At 40.6% G+C, this 20,804-nt stretch carries 18 protein-coding genes; 11 read left to right on the top strand and 7 right to left on the bottom strand.

What is annotated here, in order from left to right:
• The first annotated feature begins 69 nt into the window (after positions 1 to 69).
• The 5 genes from prfB to EGS71_RS11750 all read left to right on the top strand — a co-directional run bounded on the left by prfB (position 70) and on the right by EGS71_RS11750 (position 4,919).
• Positions 70 to 1,165 (top strand): peptide chain release factor 2 gene (gene prfB / locus EGS71_RS11770; RefSeq protein WP_096640204.1). Its coding sequence is split into 2 segments (ribosomal slippage): positions 70 to 141 and positions 143 to 1,165, totalling 1,095 coding nucleotides; the frame shifts between segments, so codons are not numbered across the junction.
• A 199-nt stretch (positions 1,166 to 1,364) separates the two neighbouring features.
• Positions 1,365 to 1,667, top strand: a complete 303-nt coding sequence (locus EGS71_RS11765) for an ArsR/SmtB family transcription factor (protein ID WP_000350419.1) — start codon at positions 1,365 to 1,367, stop codon at positions 1,665 to 1,667.
• A 28-nt stretch (positions 1,668 to 1,695) separates the two neighbouring features.
• On the top strand, positions 1,696 to 2,754 hold the full coding sequence (locus EGS71_RS11760; protein ID WP_000819048.1) for an alkene reductase: 1,059 nt from the start codon (positions 1,696 to 1,698) through the stop codon (positions 2,752 to 2,754).
• Positions 2,755 to 2,922: 168 nt separating this feature from the next.
• On the top strand, positions 2,923 to 4,215 hold the full coding sequence (locus EGS71_RS11755) for a 3-deoxy-D-manno-octulosonic acid transferase (RefSeq protein ID WP_000224842.1): 1,293 nt from the start codon (positions 2,923 to 2,925) through the stop codon (positions 4,213 to 4,215).
• Positions 4,212 to 4,919, top strand: a complete 708-nt coding sequence (locus tag EGS71_RS11750; protein ID WP_001028405.1) for a 16S rRNA (uracil(1498)-N(3))-methyltransferase — start codon at positions 4,212 to 4,214, stop codon at positions 4,917 to 4,919. The genes EGS71_RS11755 and EGS71_RS11750 overlap by 4 nt, the downstream gene beginning before the upstream one ends.
• Here EGS71_RS11750 and EGS71_RS11745 read toward each other — a convergent pair.
• Both EGS71_RS11745 and EGS71_RS11740 read right to left on the bottom strand, forming a co-directional pair.
• The gene (locus EGS71_RS11745) at positions 4,899 to 5,879 is read right to left on the bottom strand and encodes a mechanosensitive ion channel family protein (RefSeq protein ID WP_000752853.1); all 981 of its coding nucleotides are present in this window, start codon (positions 5,877 to 5,879) and stop codon (positions 4,899 to 4,901) included. The two genes, EGS71_RS11750 and EGS71_RS11745, sit on opposite strands and share 21 nt — an antisense overlap.
• A gap of 112 nt (positions 5,880 to 5,991) precedes the next feature.
• Positions 5,992 to 6,567 (bottom strand): DUF805 domain-containing protein, encoded by a 576-nt coding sequence (locus EGS71_RS11740; RefSeq protein ID WP_000457180.1) that lies wholly within the window; start codon positions 6,565 to 6,567, stop codon positions 5,992 to 5,994.
• A 294-nt stretch (positions 6,568 to 6,861) separates the two neighbouring features.
• Here EGS71_RS11740 and acs point away from each other — a divergent pair, with 294 nt between their 5' ends.
• Positions 6,862 to 8,811: an acetate--CoA ligase gene (gene acs / locus EGS71_RS11735; RefSeq protein ID WP_001002965.1), complete on the top strand. Its 1,950-nt coding sequence runs from the start codon at positions 6,862 to 6,864 to the stop codon at positions 8,809 to 8,811.
• 46 nt (positions 8,812 to 8,857) lie between these two features.
• On the opposite strand, the gene EGS71_RS11730 is transcribed toward acs, so the two are convergent.
• Entirely contained in the window at positions 8,858 to 9,400 is a 543-nt protein-coding gene (locus EGS71_RS11730) for a cysteine hydrolase family protein (RefSeq protein WP_000806367.1), read from the bottom strand.
• Between the two features lie 105 nt (positions 9,401 to 9,505).
• Between EGS71_RS11730 and EGS71_RS11725 the strand changes: the two genes are divergently transcribed.
• Positions 9,506 to 9,919 (top strand): Lrp/AsnC family transcriptional regulator, encoded by a 414-nt coding sequence (locus EGS71_RS11725; protein WP_001019411.1) that lies wholly within the window; start codon positions 9,506 to 9,508, stop codon positions 9,917 to 9,919.
• Between the two features lie 92 nt (positions 9,920 to 10,011).
• Here the strand turns inward: EGS71_RS11725 and sfnG are convergent, their stop codons facing one another.
• Positions 10,012 to 11,124 carry a dimethylsulfone monooxygenase SfnG gene (gene sfnG, locus EGS71_RS11720; protein WP_000192764.1) on the bottom strand — a complete coding sequence of 371 codons (1,113 nt, stop codon included), beginning with the start codon at positions 11,122 to 11,124 and terminating at the stop codon, positions 10,012 to 10,014.
• A gap of 44 nt (positions 11,125 to 11,168) precedes the next feature.
• Positions 11,169 to 11,906 carry an FMN reductase gene (gene msuE, locus EGS71_RS11715; RefSeq protein ID WP_000145860.1) on the bottom strand — a complete coding sequence of 246 codons (738 nt, stop codon included), beginning with the start codon at positions 11,904 to 11,906 and terminating at the stop codon, positions 11,169 to 11,171.
• Positions 11,907 to 12,282: 376 nt separating this feature from the next.
• Here msuE and EGS71_RS11710 point away from each other — a divergent pair, with 376 nt between their 5' ends.
• Positions 12,283 to 12,933, top strand: a complete 651-nt coding sequence (locus EGS71_RS11710; RefSeq protein ID WP_001023261.1) for a response regulator — start codon at positions 12,283 to 12,285, stop codon at positions 12,931 to 12,933.
• Positions 12,934 to 12,975: 42 nt separating this feature from the next.
• Here EGS71_RS11710 and EGS71_RS11705 read toward each other — a convergent pair whose 3' ends face one another.
• Together EGS71_RS11705 and EGS71_RS11700 are read right to left on the bottom strand one after the other, a co-directional pair.
• Complete coding sequence (locus tag EGS71_RS11705; protein WP_001026735.1) at positions 12,976 to 13,743, bottom strand: hypothetical protein; 768 nt, start codon at positions 13,741 to 13,743, stop codon at positions 12,976 to 12,978.
• A 393-nt stretch (positions 13,744 to 14,136) separates the two neighbouring features.
• Complete coding sequence (locus EGS71_RS11700; protein WP_001089744.1) at positions 14,137 to 17,634, bottom strand: PAS domain-containing hybrid sensor histidine kinase/response regulator; 3,498 nt, start codon at positions 17,632 to 17,634, stop codon at positions 14,137 to 14,139.
• A 183-nt stretch (positions 17,635 to 17,817) separates the two neighbouring features.
• Here EGS71_RS11700 and EGS71_RS11695 point away from each other — a divergent pair, with 183 nt between their 5' ends.
• From EGS71_RS11695 to EGS71_RS11685, 3 genes are all read left to right on the top strand, one after another.
• Positions 17,818 to 18,150, top strand: a complete 333-nt coding sequence (locus tag EGS71_RS11695; RefSeq protein WP_000372818.1) for a DUF485 domain-containing protein — start codon at positions 17,818 to 17,820, stop codon at positions 18,148 to 18,150.
• Position 18,151: 1 nt separating this feature from the next.
• Positions 18,152 to 19,867 (top strand): cation acetate symporter, encoded by a 1,716-nt coding sequence (locus tag EGS71_RS11690; protein WP_000871881.1) that lies wholly within the window; start codon positions 18,152 to 18,154, stop codon positions 19,865 to 19,867.
• 169 nt (positions 19,868 to 20,036) lie between these two features.
• Positions 20,037 to 20,729 carry an ion channel gene (locus EGS71_RS11685; RefSeq protein ID WP_001256565.1) on the top strand — a complete coding sequence of 231 codons (693 nt, stop codon included), beginning with the start codon at positions 20,037 to 20,039 and terminating at the stop codon, positions 20,727 to 20,729.
• Positions 20,730 to 20,804 lie beyond the last annotated feature (75 nt).

Below are 20,804 nucleotides of genomic sequence, written 5' to 3'. Positions count from 1 at the left end.
CTTTTGTTTGAGTGTGGCAAGCTATGATAAAATATTCGACTGTTTATCTGCTTTTATGGGAACACTCGCGTGGAAATTAATCCTTATCTAAACCAATTGAAAGACTTAACTGATCGTAGCCAAACACTACGGGGGTATCTTTGACTACGATCTAAAAAAAGAACGTTTAGAAGAAGTTTTACGTGAGTTAGAAGACCCTGCGATCTGGAATGATCAAAACCGTGCTCAGGCAATGGCGAAAGAAAAGGGCGAACTAGAAAACGTTATTAATGTATTAGATGGCTTATCTACACAGCTTGAAGATGCAAAAGCAATGTTGGATTTGGCTGTAGAAGCTGATGATGAAAGCTTGCTTGAAGATGTTCAGTCTGAACTGAGTACTGCTGAAGAAGAATTAGCAAAACTTGAATTCCGCCGTATGTTTAGCAATCCAATGGACCCGAATCCTTGCTATGTCGAGATTCAGGCGGGTTCAGGTGGTACAGAAGCACAAGATTGGGCTTCAATGCTATTACGTATGTATATGCGCTGGATTGAACGTCATGGTTTTAAAGCAGAACTTATGGAAGTCTCTGACGGTGACGTCGCAGGTATCAAATCTGCTACGATTCGTGTTGAAGGTGAATATGCGTATGGTTGGTTACGTACAGAATCTGGTGTACACCGTTTAGTACGTAAATCACCATTTGACAGTGGTAACCGTCGTCATACTTCTTTCTCTGCGGTATTTATTTCTCCAGAAGTTGATGACAATATCGAAATTGATATTAATCCTTCAGATGTTCGTACTGATACTTACCGTGCATCTGGTGCAGGTGGTCAGCACATTAACAAAACCGATTCGGCAGTACGTTTGACGCATATTCCGACTGGTATTGTAGTGGCATGTCAGAACCAGCGTTCACAGCATGCGAACCGTGATCATGCATGGAAACAGTTACGTGCAAAATTGTATGAATTAGAAATGCAAAAACGTAATGAAGCCGCTCAAGCACTTGAAGACTCGAAGTCTGATATTGGTTGGGGTAGCCAAATTCGTTCTTATGTACTTGATGACTCTCGAATCAAGGATTTACGTACGGGTGTTGAAAATTCAAATACTGGTGCGGTTCTTGATGGTGACCTTGATCGTTTTATTGAAGCGAGTTTAAAACAGGGGTTATAAGAGTCTTTTGAACTTTTAATTCTCTATAACTCTTAAATTTTTAGCGATTAAAACGGCAAAGCAGTTCAGTGTTCGGAAGTTAATCGGAAAAATACGATATGAATATCGAAAAAAATAGATATGAATATCGTCAAAATACGATATTATGTTTTCGAAATGCTGAACAAAGCTTTGTTCGTTTACAAGACGTGTTGAGCCTATGGATATTGATGCAATTAGCAAAGCCCTAGCCAATCCTCTGCGTCGGCAGATTCTGCAATGGTTAAAAGAACCGGAGCATTATTTACCGGTAGAAGAGTGTGGTGGTAGTTTTGAAAAAGGGGTTTGCGCAGGTCATATTGAACGTTTGGGTAAAGTAGCTCAGTCTACGATGTCCAATCATTTGTCTGTATTACAGCAGGCGGGTCTCATTCAGGTCCAAAAATATGGACAATGGTCTTATTTTTCACGTAACGAAGCTTTGATTCAGCAATATATCGAACATTTAAAACAAACACTTTAAAACAAATAAAGTGTAAGTCGAGGCGATCATGGCTGAACTCAATACTCCCTTAACAGTTGGTGATTTTGAAATTAAAAATCGACTGGTAATGGCCCCATTAACACGTGCGCGTAGTGGCGAAAGCCGTGTTCCAAACGATTTAATGGTGGAATATTATCAGCAACGTGCAAATGCTGGTCTCATTCTCACTGAAGCAACAGTGATTGGTTCAAAAACCGTAGGTTATGCAGATACTCCGGGACTATGGTCACAAGAGCAAGCACAAGCATGGAATAAGATTATTGAAGCAGTTCATGCTCAAGGTTCAAAAATTGTAGTTCAACTGTGGCATGTGGGTCGTATTTCACATCCAGAGCTTTTAGATGGTGATATTCCTGTTGCACCGAGTGCGATTCAACCTGCGGGTGAAGTAAGTTTATTACGCCCTAAACGTCCATATGTAACGCCACGTGCGCTTTCAATTGAAGAAATTCAGGAAATTGTTGCTCAATATAAGCATTCAGCTGAATTGGCTAAAGCAGCAGGTTTTGATGGCGTTGAGCTACATGCAGCAAATGGTTATTTAATTGACCAGTTCCTTCAAAGTAATACTAACCAGCGTGATGATGAGTATGGTGGTCCGGTTGAAAACCGCGCTCGCTTGTTATTAGAGGTAGTTGATGCCTTTATTGAAGTGTGGGGCGCTGGCCGAGTAGGTGTGCATATTGCACCGCGTGGCGACTCGCATGATATGGGTGATGAAAACCCGCTAGCGACGTTTGGTTATGTGGTTGAACAACTCAGCCAACGTAATGTGGCTTTCATTTTCTCTCGTGAATATGAAGCAGCTGATAGTATTAGCCCGCAATTGCGTAAAAAATTTAATGGTGTATGGATTGCCAATGAAAATCTGACACCAGAGTCAGCAAAACGTATCTTGCGTGAAGGTCAAGCAGATGCTGTATCTTTTGGTAAAGCATATATCGCTAACCCAGATCTATTACAGCGTTTAGAACAAGGCTTACCATTAAATGAACTTCAACCAACGACTTTATATGCTAAAGGCGCTGAAGGATATACAGACTATCCGGCTTTAGAAGCTTCATAAGTTCATAATATTATTTAAATTTACTATATGCTGAACTTGCTCTTTTGTGAGTTCAGTAAATGACTTTTCTTGTATATGGTAGAGTTTAGGTATCGAAACTCTGCCATTTTTTTTATCTATGTTATATTTTCCGCAGTTTTTGAATTTTGACTATTTGAGGCAAACCGCTTGGCGACCCCATTTTGGTACAACACCGCACTTCATTTATTAAAACCGTTTTATCGTTGGCGGATAAAAAGACGTGCAGAAAGTCTAGAATTATATCAGCAGGAATGTCTGGAAAGATTTGGGCCGTTTGAAGCACCGAAGAATGTAAAAGCGATCTGGTTTCATGCTGTTTCAGTCGGGGAAACCAATGCTGCACAGCCCTTAATTGAATATTACCTAAAACTTGGGCAGCCAGTCTTAGTGACCAATACCACGAAAACAGGTCAGGCTCGTGCCAAGTCACTTTTTCTAAAAGAACCATATTTAGATTTATTTCAAGCCGTTTATTTGCCTGTAGACCAGAAGCCTCTTTTAAAAAAATTTTTTGAGTTATATCAGCCAAAGCTTTTAGCACTGGTTGAAACTGAACTCTGGCCAAATTTAATCGATCAAGCCAAGTTACAGCATGTACCTTGTTTGCTGCTTAATGCTCGGTTGTCAGAGAAATCTGCAAAGGGGTATGGCAAAGTCTCGGGTTTAACCGCAGGTATGTTAAAACAGCTGGACTGGGTGTTAGCGCAAGATAGTGCAACTCGTCAGCGTTATGTTGAGCTTGGTTTAGACGAACACAAAAGTCAGGTCGTTGGTAATATTAAATTTGATATTCATGCACCAGAGGCTTTTATTAAACAAGCAGCCCAATTGCATCAGCAGTGGTATCTGGAAAATCGGCAGGTTGTGACGATTGCCAGTACACATGCACCCGAAGAACAACAAATTTTGGAAGCGCTCGCCCCTTATTTAAATTCAGATCGTGAGTTGGTGTGTATTGTGGTGCCTCGTCATCCTGAGCGTTTCGATGAAGTATTTGAAATTTGCCAAAATTTAAATTTAATTACGCATCGTAGAAGTATGGGCCAAAGTATTCATGCCAGCACGCAAGTTTATCTCGCTGACAGTATGGGTGAGCTCTGGTTATGGTATGCCTTAAGTCAGGTGTGTTTTGTAGGCGGTTCTTTAAATGAGCCAGGTGGGGGGCATAATATTTTAGAACCTATGGTTTTAAATGTACCTACTGTGGTTGGACCGCGTTATTTTAACTTTCAAACGATTGTCGATGAGTTCATTGATGAAAATGCTGTGCTTATCGCTCAAGATGCGCAGCAGGTCATTGATATCTGGTTAGCATGTCTGGCAGAACCTGAGGCGACTGAACAGTTAGTGGTACAGGCGCATAAAGTGTTGCAACGTAATCAAGGTTCCTTACAAAAACATATCGGGGTGATTAATCGCTATCTGGCCGAAAAATCATGAATATTGTTTTACTAGAGCCTGAAGATGTTCAATCGGATACATGGTCTATCCATTCAAAACGTCAATTACAGCATTTGCGTGAACATCTTGATATTACAGTCGGCCAGAACCTAAAAGTTGGTATTCGCAACGGCGCCCGTTATATCACTGAAATTGTTTCGATGAATGAGTACGAAGTCCGTATACAGCCTATTCGTGAAGAACTACTACCAGCAAAACTTCCGGTTCATTTAATTGTAGCTTTACCAAGACCTAAAGTTTTACGCCGTCTAATTATGGACAGTGTGACTTTAGGTGTTGAGAAGATAAGCCTGATTCATAGTTATCGTGTTGATAAAAGCTATTGGCAAACTCCTTTTTTACAGCAAATAGACAACTACGTTACGCTGGGACTTGAGCAAGCAGGCGATACAATTGTTCCTGAAATTCAACTTTATAAACGTTTTAAACCTTTTGTTGAAGACGTCTTGCCAAGCTTAATTACGCAGGAAACACCTGCCTATGTGGCTCATCCTTATGCTGAGCAGCGTATGCCAATTAATATTAGCCATGCTTGTAGTGTAGTGGTCGGGCCGGAAGGGGGATTTATTCCTTACGAAGTAGATTTGCTCATAAAAAACGGCTGCCAAGCTATGAGCTTAGGCAACCGTATTTTAAGAACCGAAACGTCTATTTCTTATATTTTAGGTCGTTTGTTTAGCTGATGTTTCAGGGTTTAAAGCTGGTGGATTAGATACCATTTTTAATTCCTGAATTGGGTAAGGAATATCAATATCATTTTCATTGAAAGCTTGTTTTACTTGAGCTTGAATATTACTAATAGATGAAGAAATATCAGTTTCAGTGGTATCAACCCACCAGCGTACAGTCAGGTTAACCGAGAAATCTGCTAAAGCTGTGACATTAACCGAAAATGCAGGCTGACTCAGTACATTTCGGTCATTGTTGAGAATATCTAAAATAATCTGTTTTGCTTTTTGCTCATCATCATCATACCCAATTCCGACTACGAACTCACAGCGTCGCTGTTGATAAGCAGTATTGACAGTTAAGGCACTTGTATAAACCGTTGCATTTGGAATAACAATACGGCGACCATCCGGTGAGCGTAGGAAGGTTGCACGGATCTGGATGTCTTCTACAGTTCCTTCAAGTGAATTCACCACAATTGAATCGCCAATACGGAATGGCTCGCTCAATAAAATCAAAATACCTGAAAGCAGGTTTTGGAATATATCTTTAAATGCAAAACCAATGGCGACCGAACCAATACCTAGCGCACTCATAAGCTGGCCTGGTGTGAACCCCGGAATCATAATGACGAGAGCTATTAAGAAACCGAAGAATAAAATCGCTGTACTACCGACACGGTTTAAAACTAAAACTAGATTTTGACGAGTATAAGAGCGATTTTCTAAAGTCTTACGAACAAAGAACTTAAATAATTTGGTCAGTAGCCAAAAAATAAGAAAAACAACAATTGCAATGCAGATATAAGGTACACGTTCCCAAAAACTATCTACGATTTTGTCGATAGTGGTATAGGCATCATGGTATTTCTCGGTATGCGCTAAAACTGTTTGAGTGGTTTTAGTACCTGCTTCTTGCAAAAGTTCGCCTGTATTTTTTGCAACATCCGTTAAGGATTTTTGTTCATCAGCCACGACAAGTCTCTAATTGAATAAATTCAGAAAGCCTTTTCAGCTTCCATCATAGTAGGAGATAAAATGTGCGCCTACTATAATGAGTTCATCTAAATAATAAAGTGTTTTTTAATTAAAAGTATTCCGTTCCTTTTTGTAAGATTTGTGTCGGGGTTTGAATAGTATCGGTACCAGAGAAGTAGTAAAAAAAGCCTGCTGTAGAAATAAGGCTAATTAAAATAGCGATTAAAATAAGCCAAGCCATCAGTTTTTCTATAAACGTTGAAGGCCGAACAGGACCATATTGATTAGTGCCCGCTGTACCAGAAGCAAGCAGTAAATAAAGCATAAAAAAGAACTGAACGACTGGAATAAATAACAGTAGTCCCATCCAGCCACTTTTATTTAAATCATGTAGGCGTCGAACGACTAGAATAATGTTGAGATAGACCAGAAATAGCCAGAAAGCCCAGACCATTAAAGCACTTATACCGGAGAGAGAGCTGTAAAATTCAAAATTAAATAGATCACTTGAAAGCTGAAAACTTCCAAGAAACGAAGCCAGAATAAAATAGCCCACGATTGTGACTAAATAAATCAGGCTATATCCACCTAAATAACTCATTCGGTTAAAGCGGCCATGAATTGAAAAAGGGCTGTCTTTAAACGGGAGTTGAGGTGGACGTGAAGAGGGAGTTTCGGCAAACATCTTATTTTATTCCTGCACTGCTTCTAAAAGCTAAAATAAACTTTGTTGATGGTCAAAACCATCAAAACTTAAAAAAATTATAAAAGTAAAAGCTATAGACAAATGTTTTAAATCAACTTAATTTTATAAAAATGTTCATAATTTCGTATGCTTGAGTAAGTGATTAATATATGACCAAAGTCGCATTGTCTAGGCTTTGAAAGAGTCATCATACTGAAAAGGCAAACAAATAAGATCCAGTAAAATAATAGCCACAGTCTCGAGATGGGATGCACAAGATCAAGGAAGTTGCGTATGAATGAGATCTATCCAGTACCAGAGGAATTTAAAAAAACAGCTCGTACTGTTGAAGCAGACTACTTTAAACGTTATCAACACTCTATCGAGAACCCAGATGAATTCTGGGCAGAGCAAGCTAAAATTGTCGATTGGATAAAGCCATTTACCCAAGTTAAAAATACCAGTTTTGACAAAGACAATTTCAAGATTGAATGGTTTGCTGATGGTGAGTTGAACGTATCAGCAAACTGCTTGGACAGGCATCTTAAAGAACACCCTCACAAACCTGCAATTATTTGGGAAGGTGACCATCCTTCTCGTCATAAAATCGTTTCTTATAAAGAATTACACGACGAAGTCTGCCGTTTCGCCAACGTTTTAAAGAAATATGGAATTGGTAAAGGTGACCGCGTTGTGCTGTATATGCCAATGGTGACGGAGGCTGCAATTGCCATGTTAGCCTGTGCCCGTATTGGTGCGGTGCACTGCGTGGTATTTGGTGGTTTCTCACCAGACTCGTTGGCAAGTCGTATTGAAGATAGCCAAGCTAAACTTGTGATTACGGCTGACTCAAGCCTACGTGCCGGTAAGTTGTTACCACTTAAAGAAAATGTTGATTTGGCTCTAGCATTGCCGGGCACAGAATGCGTTGAAAATGTGATTGTGGTTTACCGTAATGCAAACCCAATCGAGATGAAGCCGGGTCGTGATTTGTGGTATCACCTTATTATTATGGAGGTGGATGCAAACTGTCCTCCAGAACCAATGAAGGCCGAAGACCCTTTATTTATTCTTTATACCTCTGGCTCGACGGGTAAACCTAAAGGAGTGTTGCATACGACAGGTGGTTATCTGGTGTATGTGGCGAGTACCTTTAAAGAAGTTTTTGATTTAAAACAAGATGATGTGTACTGGTGTACCGCTGATGTCGGCTGGATTACAGGCCATAGTTATCTAATCTATGGACCACTAGCAAATGGTACGACGACCTTAATGTTCGAAGGTGTGCCTCAGTATCCAACATGGGCACGTCTTGGTCATGTGGTCGATAAACATAAAGTCTCTATTTTATATACAGCGCCAACCGCGATTCGTGCCATGATGCGAGAGGGTGATTCGTATGTACGTGAAAGTAACCGCAGTAGCTTGCGTTTGTTAGGTTCAGTGGGTGAACCTATTAACCCAGAGGCTTGGAACTGGTATTACAACGTTGTTGGTGAAGGCCGCTGTCCAATTGTTGATACATGGTGGCAAACCGAAACAGGTGGTATTTTGATTGCTCCATTACCGGGGGCAACAGCTTTAAAACCCGGTTCGGCAACGCGTCCTTTATTTGGTATTCAACCAGCGATTGTCGATGGTGAAGGTAATGAGCTAGAAGGCGCTGCCGAAGGTAACCTTGTGATTAAAGATTCATGGCCGGGCCAGATGCGTACCATTTGGGGTGACCCAGATCGCTTTATTGAAGCTTACTTCTCGACCTTTAAAAATACTTATTTTACAGGTGATGGCGCCCGCCGTGATGAAGATGGCTATTACTGGATCACGGGACGTGTTGACGATGTCTTAAACGTTTCAGGTCACCGTCTAGGTACGGCTGAAATTGAAAGTGCTCTTGTATCGCATGAATCGGTGGCAGAGGCTGCTGTTGTAGGTATGCCGCATGATATTAAAGGGCAGGGTATTTGTACTTTTGTGACCTTGCAGGCGGGGGTTCCAGAGTCGGAAGAACTGCGAAAAGAGTTAATTAGCTGGGTACGTAAAGTACTTGGACCAGTGGCTTCACCAGATGCACTGCACTGGGCACCTGCATTACCTAAAACCCGTTCGGGTAAAATCATGCGCCGTATTTTAAGAAAAATTGCAGCGAATGAACTGGATAGTTTGGGCGATACCTCAACCCTAGCTGAACCGGCAGTGGTGGATCAACTGATTGCAACAGTTTATCCCGATAGACAAAAATAACGTTTTAATAAAAAAGCCCCGATAGGGGCTTTTTTATTAAGCCTGTTTAAGATTTTGCTAGAAAGTCAGCAGTATTTTGTACGCTTGCAAACATACCAAGAGCAGCTAAAAAAGCAGTTTGTACATCTTCGGCTTTAACAGTTTTTCCGTTATGGTTTAAATCACGGGTCGCAGTGGCATCTCCAATTAAGATGGGTTGATAACCTAACTCTTTGGCTGCACGTGTGCCAGAATCAATACAAATATGTGTCATCATGCCTGTGATCACGAGTTGTTCAATTTGATGTGCTTTTAAAAGTTCTTCTAAATTGGTTTCTAAAAAACTGTTTGGATAATACTTTGTCACGATTAATGAATCACTGCCAGCACTGAGTTCTGGATGAAGTAACACACCTTCAGTATTTTCTTGAAAGAAGCTGGCTTGTGGCGGGTTAATATGTTGCACATAAATAATTGGTAAATCTTTTTCATTAAAATATTGCTCGAGCTGTTTTATTTTATCGAGCGCTTGATCTGGTCCAACCAATTCCATTTTGCCATTTTTAAAATAATCATTTTGTACATCGATAACTAATAGTGCTTGTTTCATGAGAATACTCTTGTTGGTATAAGATAAAACAAGGTTATTCTCTGCTCGCAAAATCGGCTATAGTCCTATGAAAGCATTATCGCCAGTTTTCTTTCGCCATGAAAAATGAATATTGAATTAGACCCGATTGATCTAAAAATTATTGCATTACTCAAGCAAGATTCCCGTTTAACAAATAAAGAAATTGGTCAGCGTGTCCATCGGACGGGGCAGGCTGTAGGTGCTCGAATAGCCCAGTTGATGGATGCAGGTGTTATCAAAAACTACACCATTGCTGTGCAATACCTACATAAACAATTTATTCATTTGCATTTAAATGAACAACGCGCTTTTGAAGAAATTGAAAATTTGGTCAAGCAATACGAACAGATTGATGAATGCTTTAAGGTTATGGGGAATGCCTGTTATATGATTGTTAGTCATTTTGAACCTGCAGCATTAAATGAATTTATTGAGGTTCTTTCAAAATGGTGCCGCTATTCAGTTGAAACTGTTGTTCGAGAAGTTGAGAAATCTTAAAAAAATAAAAGCTCCAAGCCGAGTCTTGGAGCCAATAAAACTTTATTTTAATTTGTTGTTTTTATTATCTTGCGCTGTTTAACTGGAGTTTTTTAGGCTGATTTAGCTTGGATTTCTACCTCCTTTTCCTGTTGAAGTTCTAACTGACGAACGAGCGGCAGAACTTTTTCTCCGAAATATTCCACCTCTTCAATAAAGTGTAAGAAACCGGAAAGAACCAAATCGACACCTACATTTTTAAGCGCCACAATCCGCTCCGCAATTTGCTGAGGTGTACCAATTAAATTGGTTTTAAAGCCATCGTTATATTGAACTAAATCTTCAAAAGTTGATTTTGCCCAGTTGCCTTCTTGTTCTGGTGAAGCAGCACCCGCTTCGCGAGTTGCATCGCCAAACGCATTTACTGCTTCAGTGTTGGCTTTATCAATAATTTCTTGAAGTACCGCTTTTGCTTCTTCTTCGGTATCTCGAGCAATAATGAAAGCGTTCACTCCAATTTTAACTTGATGGTTATTGGCTTTTGCTTTGGCTCGGATATCTTCGACCTGTTTTTGAATTTCTTCGACAGTATTACCGTTGGTAAAATACCAGTCAGACACACGAGAGGCCATGTCACGTGCGGCACGTGAACTCCCACCTTGAAAGACTTCAATATGTGGTTTTTGCAGAGGTTTTGGCTTAAGTGTGTAGTTCTGGAATTGGTAATACTTACCATCGAAACTATAGTTATCTGTGGTCCAGATTCCTTTTAGCGTGCGAATAAACTCTTCAGAGCGAACATAACGCTCATCATGCTCAGGCCATTCTTCGCCAATAGCATCAAACTCACCTCTGAACCAGCCACTTACCACATTAATGGCAATACGACCTTGAGTTAGATAATCAATCGTAGCCAACTGTTTAGCTGCAAGTGCCGGTTTCCAAGGGCCGGGCAGAATAGCCGCAATCACTTTAAGTTTCTCAGTTTTTGCAAGTAATGCATGACTGAAACTCACGGATTCATGCTGGTTTTCTGCCCCGTACCCTGCCGTAAAACGAATTTGGGTGAGCGCATATTCAAAACCATTGTTTTCGGCTGCCTGTGCAAGTCGAACATTGTAGTCATAACTCCAGTCTGTACGCTGTTCGATGTTACTTACGACAAGGCCACCGCTTACATTTGGTACCCAATAAGCAAATTTAATTGGTTGTTGTAATTGCGTCATGGTGCTCTCTCCCCATTCGTTATTTTTATTTAGCTATATTGCGCTTAGGCAACATGCGTTAATGATTTACCGGACTTATGATGCAAACGAGATTCTGCTGCATCGAGATTTGGTACAGCTGCTGAAGGCAATACTTCTTCTTGCTCAATTTGCTTGTTAATACCGAGCTCTTGATTCGCTTGCTGAGATTTAGGTTTAACCACTTCAGCACGTTTACCTTTCGCTGGTGCCCATTCTAAAATTGGCAATGCACGCGCTACGGCTAGCGTAATACGGTCAGATAACTGTTCACTTTTCACCGTATATTCAGGAGTAAAGTCGCGATCTGTTGCGTATACGCCAATTGGTAAAGTTTGTGCCTGAAAGAAGCTAAACAATGGGCGAAGCTGATGCTCTAGTACTAATGCATGACGATCACTACCACCTGATGCAGCTAAAAGTACAGGTACATCTACTAATGCAGTTTGTTCAACGAAGTCAAAAAAGTGTTTGAAAAGGCCTGTAAAAGAAGCACGGTAAACAGGCGTACCAACAATTAAGGCATCTGCTGCTTCAACCGCTGCAAGGTCATCTTGTACGCGCTGTGGAAGCTGGTTGCGATAAAATGCGCCGCCTAATAAGGGCCCGATTTCACTCAATTTAATAAAGTGAACTTTAATATCAATTGCTTCAGATAACTCATCAAGAATGGCCTGAACCAGACTTTCGGTTTTAGATGGCGTATTCAAACCACCAGAAACAGCAACAATATTTAAGGGTTTTGATGATGTGATACCAGTCATGATTTGGTTCCTAAGCCTAAAAAAGAAGATTGGACTTATTAATCAACAATGCTGGCGAACTGTAAAATAACGAAATTGGTCAACCTTATCAGTTTTAAATATAAAACCCGAATAGTTGATTTTTATTATTTAATAGCGAGTTAAATAACTGTTTTTACTTTATATAATTATTGATGATATATTTTTTAGAATAAAAATAAAGCTTATATAAAAAACAGATTAATTTTGATTAAAAGGTAAAAAACATCTGAAAATCGAAGCAAAGGTCTGTATTTAACAACATTTTGCATAAAAATGGATAAGATGAGCATATCTTTCATCTAAATAGTAGGGTTACAATAGGCCATACTTATGCTCAAGATTACTTTAATCGCTTATGAATATTTTAATCGTTGATGATCATCCTTTGTTTCGTCATGCTTTGATTCAAGCAGTACGTTATAGCCTGCCGCAGGCACAAATTCATGAAACAGCTTCGGTTGATGAGTTTTATGAGCGTTTGGAAAATGGGGCAGAACCTGATCTGGTATTACTCGATTTAAACTTACCGGGTGCTTCAGGCTTTTCGGCTCTGGTCTATGTAAGAGCACAATATCCATCTATTCCTATTATTGTGGTTTCTGCACACGAAGAAGCGTCAATTATTCAACGTGCAATTGCGCATGGTGCAATGGGTTATATTCCTAAATCGGCTCATCCAAGTCATATTGGCGAAGCAATCCGTCAAGTGTTAGATGGGGAAATCTGGTTGCCGCCAAACTTGCCATCGAATATTAATCTTGACCCGAGAGCGGCAGATGAAACTGCTTTGGCTGAACGTATTCAGTCGTTAACGCCTCAGCAATTCCGAGTTTTGATGATGGTTGCAGAAGGTTTATTAAATAAACAAATTGCTTATGAACTCGATGTTTCAGAGGCTACCATTAAAGCGCATGTAACGGCTATTTTTAGAAAACTAGGCGTACAAAATCGTACACAGGCTGTATTGGCAATTAGTGCATTAAATATTGAAGATAAAAAAATCTAAAATAAAAAAGACCTCAATTGAGGTCTTTTTTATATGTTCCACTTAGGCAAGGCAATCTTGCTTAGGTGTTAGGCTGTCGCAGTACAGTGGGTTAAGCGCACATTGCAAATCATCAATTTGTTCTTGGGTCACATAGCCTTTGCTTTTTAAATATTCAGCCACGCGGTCATCACGCAAGCTTAAGAAAGCCGCATCATAAACACCTAAATCAACAAAGAGAGCTGCGGTTTCTAGGCTATTGAACCGATCAAGGAAAATATCATTGCCATACATTAAGAAGATATGGTCAAGTTTTGCTTTTTCATCTACATGCAAACGTTCAGCAAGTTGATGTGGAGGTGTCTTAATAAACAGCAAGTCAGAAAGCTCATCGAATTGAGTCATATCTAACTGGTTTTCTCCAAGTTTGACATGACCAAGCCAAGCCTTGAAAACCAGAACAGCACCACCGCGTAGAAGCATACTCCAGATTTGATGGCGTGTTTCATGGTCAAGGTTTTCACTTTCAGCAGTAAGAACTTTTAAGAAGTTCTCTTCTTGTTGCGCTAACTTGTCGAATAAACCCAAGCCTTGCGGATGATAAGCAGCAGGCGCAAATACATCAAAATTTAGATCATGAAATACATTAAGGGCGAGAGGTACAGCACACTGATAAATAGTATTGAGTGCTTTGATATGTGCTTCGCTAAGCTTGCTATGCGGAAAAATACTTTGCCAATCTAACTCAGGAAGTAAGGCATTGGCACTGTATTGACGATAAAATTGTTGAGACGAGAGTTGCCCTTGGGGGGTGTTATCAGAAATATTCATGGCAGTTATCCTTTGCATTCATTCTAGAGCAGTGAAGCTATATAGATTGGAAATCGATTTGATAATTCGTTATACAATTTAAAAATTCGTTTTAAATATTTATGTGTCATGAAGAATGCAAGTAGAATACGACTAAAGTCGTATAAGGTGATTTTTTGTAAATAATTTTATATAAAAACAATGATTTACTAAATTGTAACTAAGTATACAAGTGTTCACTTACAAAAAAGGTGGGCTTTGCCATAGAAAAAAAGGTATTGGAAATTTTGGTCAATGATTTACCGGGTAAAAGTAGACTTTTTGAGCAGTTCTGCCTATTGGCTTAAATTCAGTCAAACATTTTTGCCAAGAACCGCTCCCCAAACTTATCAAAGGTTGGGGAGCGATAAATGATTAGTCTGTCGTGCTGGCAATTTTAAGCCCAGATAACCATGCTCTTAATGAAGCAGGTTTTAATGGCTTTTTGAGTAAAACAATATTCAGTTCTTTTAATTGCTGCGGTAACTCTGGGTGCGAGTCCGCTGTAATTAAGGCAACAGGAACATCTTCTTGACGATTTTGAGTAATAAAATCAACGCCAAGTTGATTGTGGTTTAAGTGCTGGTCAATGAGCCAAACCTGAATATTCTCTTTTTGAATAATTTCTAGCGCCTGTTCAGGTTCAGTCGCTTTGAAAACTTGATAACCCCATCTTCCTAATAAACTACTCATTCCTTCAAGAATAGTTTCATCATTGTCTAGGCACAAAATACGGTAAGCTTTAGTTTTTAAAGGTACGGCTTGTACAGCTGGTGTTGCAACTTTTGGTGGCTCGACAATAGGTACTTCAATCATAAAGCATGAGCCTTTGCCCAACTCTGAGTAAACATGAACAGGGTAATTTAGCAAACCTGTCATACGTTGTACGATGGCAAGTCCTAGCCCTAAACCTTGTTCACCCCAAGGTGATAAATGCCCGCAGCGCTCAAACTCTTGGAATAGCTTAATTCGTTGTTCTTCGGCAATACCTGGTCCAGTATCCCAAACCCCAATTCGAATATGTCCAGACTGCTGCGCAGAGCGGAGTACACCCACCACCACTCGACCTTTAGCGGTATAACGCAAAGCATTACTGACAAAGTTCTGAATAATACGACGAATCCACTGCGGGTCGGTATCGATCCAGAAAGACACATCGTGGACTTTCAGTGAGATATTTCGCTGAGCAGCGATCGATTTAAACTGCAACTCAAGATCACTGAGCAAATCATGCAACGGATAAGGTTGTCTCTTTGGTTGTATGGTGCCGCCTTCCAAACGTGCAATATCGAGTAGGGCAGAGAGCATACTTTCTGCTCCATAGAGTGCTCGGTCAAGCTGTTGTAGGGTCTGGCGGTCTTCTTCGGTCGAAATACTTTGCTCAAGAACGGTACTAAACAGACGAGCAGCATGCATAGGCTGTAATAGATCGTGACTTGCCGCGGCAATAAATCGACTTTTTGACATATTGGCCATATCAGCTTGTTCACGTGCAAGCTGTTGTTCAGTTAAGGCATCGGCAAGCTGTTGTGTTCTATCTTTTACGCGGGCTTCAAGCACGGCTTCGTTCGCACGGAAGGCCGTAATATCGGCAAATGTCGTTACAAAGCCTCCACCTGCAATCGGATTTCCTCGCATTTGAATTACACGGCCATCTTTACGAATACGTTCAAATTCGTGAGCACTTCCCACTTTCATCCAGTGAAGGCGTTTACGCACATGTTCTTCAACTGAACCGGGACCACATTCACCGCGTTCGGCGTTATAACGAATGAGGTCGGCAATTGGGCAGCCCACATAAACGAGGTCTTTTGGGTAACCAAACAGTTTTAAATATTGATTGTTCCATGCGACCAAACACATATTTTTATCAACCACGCTTACCCCTTGGGTCATGTGGTCAATCATGGTCATAAGAAGGTTCTGATTAAAACGTTGCCACTGCGATGCTTGGTCTAAAATATTAGCCACTTGCCCTAAAGCGAGACCGTTATTAATCATTGCTGTTGTGAGCAACGTACGTGCAGAAGCGGCACCGATAATACCGGCCAGATATTGCTCGGTAAAACGCCACCACATGCCATTGGCAATACTATTTGGGTTGAGGGTGAGGTGATTTTGCTCACAAAAATTTTCGAACGCTTGCGTAGTGGGTTGCTCACCCGTAATTCTTTTGGCTAGGGCAAATAAATCACCCACTTTTAAGCGGGCCGCATCATGAGGAAGATAGGTTAAATCAGTAGAGGTGTGCGGTGATGGTAAAGGCTTTGTTTCATAATAAAAGAAGCTTTCTGCCTGAATTTGCTCAGCGACGCTTGGCCGATAAATTTTTGAAATCCAGATATATAAAACAATATTTAAACCGAGTGACCAAATAACACCATGAGTTAAAGGTGCAAATGACTCAAAACCAAATAAAGATTCCGGGCGTAGGGCATTAATGCCGAAAGGACCGAAAAGTAAAATACTTTGAGCAGTTTCCTGATAGGCTTCAGGCAAGCTACGCAAAATAGTTGGAAATAGTAATGTATAACTCCACATTAAAAATCCAATAATAAGTCCTGCATAGACGCCTTGACGGCTTCCGCCACGCCAATACAAACCACCAATCAGTGCAGGTGCAAACTGTGCTACAGCACTAAAGGCCAATAAGCCGAAAACTGAAAGTTGGTTAATGTCATTAAAGAAATGGAAGAATAAAAAGCCAAGTAGCATCACCGCAACAATACTGATACGGCGGCTAAATTTAAGAACTTTAGGTAAATGCTTATCGTGACGTGACAGCAATTTAAATCGCCATAGAGCAGGCATAATCAAGTCGTTACTGAGCATAATAGACAATGCTACTGATGACACCAGTAACATGCCTGTTGAGGCAGAGAATCCGCCTAAAAAGGCCAGTAATGCCAGCCACTCTTGGTTATAACTTAAAGGCAATGACAACACAGCTACATCAGGCACGGTCAGAAACTTCGGTGCGGCATGTAAAGCCCAGCTTGCAATCGGAATAATGGCAAGAATAGTTAAAATGAGATAAACCGCGAACCATTTACGAGCACCGCGAATATGCTTCTCATCGCGTAGCTCGACCACCGCCACGTGGAACTGACGTGGTAAGCAAATAATGGCTAAGCCCGCCAATAATGTTTGAATCCAGAAAGTTTCGGGTACACCAAAAAGCTGAACTTCCTGAAAAGTCTGGTTTACATCAGAGGTCATTTGGCTCAGGTTGGCCGGTGATTCAAAAATAAAAAATAAAGCGACACAAAGTAAGGCAAATAACTTCACAAATGATTCAAATGCAACCGCAAGCATGAGGCCGCCGTGTTGCTCCGTGTTTGCAATCTGCCTTGTACCAAAAATCATGGCTAAAATTGCAAGCACACTGGTGAGCAATAACACGCTGTTAGTCGTCGTATGAATATGCGAGCTTTGCTCCATAATGACCGAGGTACTTAAAGCAATCGCACGCAGCTGTAACGCGAGGTAGGGGATAATCGCAATAACGGCAAGAATAGTGACCAACGATGCGAGTACACCACTTTTACCATAGCGTGCCGCGACAAAGTCAGCGATTGACGAAATCGCATGATGCTGACGAACTCGACCTAGACGCCGCCAGATGTCATAACCAAACCAGACAAATAACAGTGGACCTAAATAAATAGGTAAGAAGATAACGCCTTCACGTACGGCAGCCCCAGTTGCCCCATAGAATGTCCAAGAGGAACAATAGACACCTAAAGTTAAGCTAAATAAAAACATACGGCCACGCGTGCTAAGACGACTGGCATGCTTCTCACCAAAAAAAGCACAGACAAATAAAAGCGCAATATAAAGAGTGAGCACCCCAATAATCAGCCAGCTGTTCATATGACCTACATAAGTGAAACCTTATGCCTATCATAACCCAAGCCGAAACAAAGCTATAAATTGATTAAATTTTAACGACCAAAGTCTAAGTTACGACTGAGCTGGAATCTTGCTAACTTTAATAATGAAAAAATACATTAAAAAAAAGTGACCAAGGTTGGGCACTATGTAAGGAGTTTGGTTATGGATCAAAGCCAAGTAGAACAGATTCTACGTAATCCAAAGTTTCAAAAAATGGTCAAGAAAAAAAGTGCATTAAGCTGGACGCTCACAATCATCATGTTAGTGCTTTATGTGGGCTTTATGCTACTTGTGGGCTACAACAAAGAATTTTTGATGAGTTCCTTTAGTGGTGGTGTAACGACATGGGGGATCCCGCTAGGTTTAGGAATTATTGTTTTATCTTTCCTACTTTGTGGTGTGTATTCCTATATCGCAAATAATACCCTTGACCAATTGAGTGAAGAAGCGTTGAAGGAAGTTGAAGCCATCACGCATGAGAAAGGACTACACTAATATGAAATGGAATTCATTCAAAGCGAAAGTCTTATTGGCAGCAGCATCGCTATATTCAACTGTTGCTATGGCAAGCCCGGACTTAGGTGAAGCAGAACAGCAAGCCACCAACTGGCATGCCATTATCATGTTTATCATCTTTGTTGGCTTTACCTTGTTTATTACCAAATGGGCGGCTAAACAAACTCAATCGGCGCAAGACTTCTATACTGCTGGTGGTGGGATCAGTGGTTTCCAAAACGGTTTGGCGATTGCGGGTGACTATATGTCAGCAGCGTCATTTCTTGGTATTTCTGCAATGGTGTTTAGCTCAGGTTTTGACGGCTTGCTCTATTCACTCGGGTTCATGGTCGGTTGGCCAATCGTTTTATTCTTGGTGGCAGAACGCTTACGTAACCTTGGTAAATATAACCTTTCAGACGTAGTGTCATTCCGTCTTGAAGAAAAACCAGTTCGTACTTTAGCTGCTTTCAGCTCGCTTGTTGTAGTCGCATTCTATTTGATTGCACAAATGGTAGGGGCAGGTCAGCTCATCAAACTATTATTTGGTTTGAACTATAACATTGCAGTTGTGATTGTCGGCTTGCTCATGATGGCATACGTTATTTTCGGCGGCATGCTAGCAACCACATGGGTACAAATCATTAAAGCAGTGATGTTATTAAGTGGTGCAACGTTCATGGCCTTTATGGTGATGAAAGCGGTTGGTTTCAGCTTTAGTAACATGTTCACCCAATCAATTGAAGTGTTCAGTAAAGTTCATGATGTAAGCTTTGAAGATGCTGCAAAAATTATGGGACCAGGTAAACTTGCCGCAAACCCGATTGATGCCTTATCTCTTGGCTTGGCACTCATGTTTGGTACAGCAGGTCTTCCACACATTCTTATGCGTTTCTTCACGGTAAAAGACGCAAAAGAAGCGCGTAAATCGGTTGTCGTTGCAACAGGTTTTATTGGTTACTTCTATCTTTTAACTTTTATTATTGGTTTCGGTGCGATCCTTTTCGTATCAAACAACCCGCAATTCCTTGATGTTGCGAAAATGGCAATGACCGGCAAACTTGAGCTTGTTGGTGGTAACAATATGGCAGCCGTGCATTTAAGTGACGCTTTAGGCGGTGACTTATTCATGGGCTTCATTTCAGCAGTAGCGTTCGCAACGATTCTTGCTGTTGTTGCTGGTTTAACGCTTTCAGGTGCATCTGCGATCTCACACGATTTATACGCTAACGTATTTAAAAAAGGTCAAACCACGCCAGCTTCTGAGCTTCGCATGTCAAAAATCGCGACGCTTGGTTTAGCAATCTTTGCCATGATTTTAGGTATTTTGTTTGAAAAGCAAAACGTAGCATTCATGGTAGGTTTAGCATTCTCTGTAGCGTGTTGTGCAAACTTCCCAATTCTTGTTCTTTCAATGTTCTGGAAAGGTTTAACAACTCGTGGTGCGGTCATTGGTGGTGTAGTTGGTCTTGTAACAGCGGTTGTACTCATTATTCTGTCTAAAGCAGTATGGGTAGATACTTTAAAAATCTCTGACACCCCAATTAACCCGTTCAATGGTCCTGCATTATTTGCAATGCCTTTGTCGTTCCTTTGCTGCTGGTTCTTCTCGGTAACTGACAGCTCAGCACGTGCGAAAAAAGAACGCGCTTCTTTCGATGCTCAATATGTTCGTTCAATGACAGGTATTGGTGCTTCTGGTGCATCAGACCACTAAAATCACAACCACTTGAACATCTCAAAAAAGCCCTACGGGGCTTTTTTTATTTATCTCATAAAGTGTATTGAAAGAAGCTCCTTAATAAAGAACAACTTGTTTATCCTATTTTTTGTACAGTATGATTTTCTATAATCCAAAACATAATGAAAAAATGGAAAATAATTAAATGCGATCTATCATTGAATTCTGGTCGAGCTTTCGATTGTTGCCTTCTGCATGGCTGCTGTTGGTGCAATTCATTTTACTTATTCTGGCTATGCTGACTTTTGATAATGAGGCTTACAGGACCTTAACTTGGGCGCTAGGGGTACTTGCATTACTCATTATTGCTAAAGTTATTCGCCAAACACCCATGTTCACTTTTCTCGGTCTCGCATTTGTCAGTGGGGCAATTATAGCTTCGGTCTTTATTTTATTAGGCTATAGTAATTTAACCATCCAGATTTTTGCCCATAGCTGTGAAGCCTTAGCTTACTTTTCGGCTGCTTATGGTTTATTTCGCTATATGTTTGCCGACCGATATTTAACCCGCGATGAGTTGTTTGCAGCTGCCGCAGTTTTTACCTTGCTGGCTTGGGGATTTGCATTTTTATATAACATTTGTCAGTTACTCATTCCTAATAGCTTTCAAAATCCAAACCACATCCATCACTTACAAACTTGGTTAGATTTACTGTTTTTAAGCTTTAGTTTGCAGTCCGCTACGGGACTGTCTGACTTAATGCCCCTTAGTCCACCAGCACGTGTTTTAGCGATGTTACAGATGTTTTGTGGTGTGATGTATTTGGCCCTAATAGTTACGCGTTTAATCGCTTTACAATATATCAAGCACACGCCTAAAAAGAATTCTGATAAATAAAGAAGGAGGTGTTTTAATTTATTTACACCTTTGTAACTGCAATATTATTTAAGTTTATTTAAAGTATTATCGGCT

Source organism: Acinetobacter sp. FDAARGOS_559, from assembly GCF_003940475.1.
Lineage (GTDB): Bacteria > Pseudomonadota > Gammaproteobacteria > Pseudomonadales > Moraxellaceae > Acinetobacter > Acinetobacter baumannii.
The sequence above is the reverse complement of the archived record's forward strand: the minus strand, read 5'-3'. Positions and strand labels throughout refer to the sequence as shown.

What these genes read in the sequence shown, in the direction of transcription:
- EGS71_RS11690 (WP_000871881.1), top strand. Translation starts at nt 18,152, where the DNA reads ATGAAATGGAATTCATTCAAAGCGAAAGTCTTATTGGCAGCAGCATCG.
- EGS71_RS11760 (WP_000819048.1), top strand. Translation starts at nt 1,696, where the DNA reads ATGGCTGAACTCAATACTCCCTTAACAGTTGGTGATTTTGAAATTAAA.
- EGS71_RS11700 (WP_001089744.1), bottom strand. Translation starts at nt 17,634, where the DNA reads ATGAACAGCTGGCTGATTATTGGGGTGCTCACTCTTTATATTGCGCTT.
- msuE (WP_000145860.1), bottom strand. Translation starts at nt 11,906, where the DNA reads ATGACTGGTATCACATCATCAAAACCCTTAAATATTGTTGCTGTTTCT.
- EGS71_RS11725 (WP_001019411.1), top strand. Translation starts at nt 9,506, where the DNA reads ATGAATATTGAATTAGACCCGATTGATCTAAAAATTATTGCATTACTC.
- EGS71_RS11710 (WP_001023261.1), top strand. Translation starts at nt 12,283, where the DNA reads ATGAATATTTTAATCGTTGATGATCATCCTTTGTTTCGTCATGCTTTG.
- sfnG (WP_000192764.1), bottom strand. Translation starts at nt 11,124, where the DNA reads ATGACGCAATTACAACAACCAATTAAATTTGCTTATTGGGTACCAAAT.
- EGS71_RS11695 (WP_000372818.1), top strand. Translation starts at nt 17,818, where the DNA reads ATGGATCAAAGCCAAGTAGAACAGATTCTACGTAATCCAAAGTTTCAA.
- EGS71_RS11750 (WP_001028405.1), top strand. Translation starts at nt 4,212, where the DNA reads ATGAATATTGTTTTACTAGAGCCTGAAGATGTTCAATCGGATACATGG.
- EGS71_RS11705 (WP_001026735.1), bottom strand. Translation starts at nt 13,743, where the DNA reads ATGAATATTTCTGATAACACCCCCCAAGGGCAACTCTCGTCTCAACAA.
- acs (WP_001002965.1), top strand. Translation starts at nt 6,862, where the DNA reads ATGAATGAGATCTATCCAGTACCAGAGGAATTTAAAAAAACAGCTCGT.
- EGS71_RS11685 (WP_001256565.1), top strand. Translation starts at nt 20,037, where the DNA reads ATGCGATCTATCATTGAATTCTGGTCGAGCTTTCGATTGTTGCCTTCT.
- EGS71_RS11730 (WP_000806367.1), bottom strand. Translation starts at nt 9,400, where the DNA reads ATGAAACAAGCACTATTAGTTATCGATGTACAAAATGATTATTTTAAA.
- EGS71_RS11740 (WP_000457180.1), bottom strand. Translation starts at nt 6,567, where the DNA reads ATGTTTGCCGAAACTCCCTCTTCACGTCCACCTCAACTCCCGTTTAAA.
- EGS71_RS11765 (WP_000350419.1), top strand. Translation starts at nt 1,365, where the DNA reads ATGGATATTGATGCAATTAGCAAAGCCCTAGCCAATCCTCTGCGTCGG.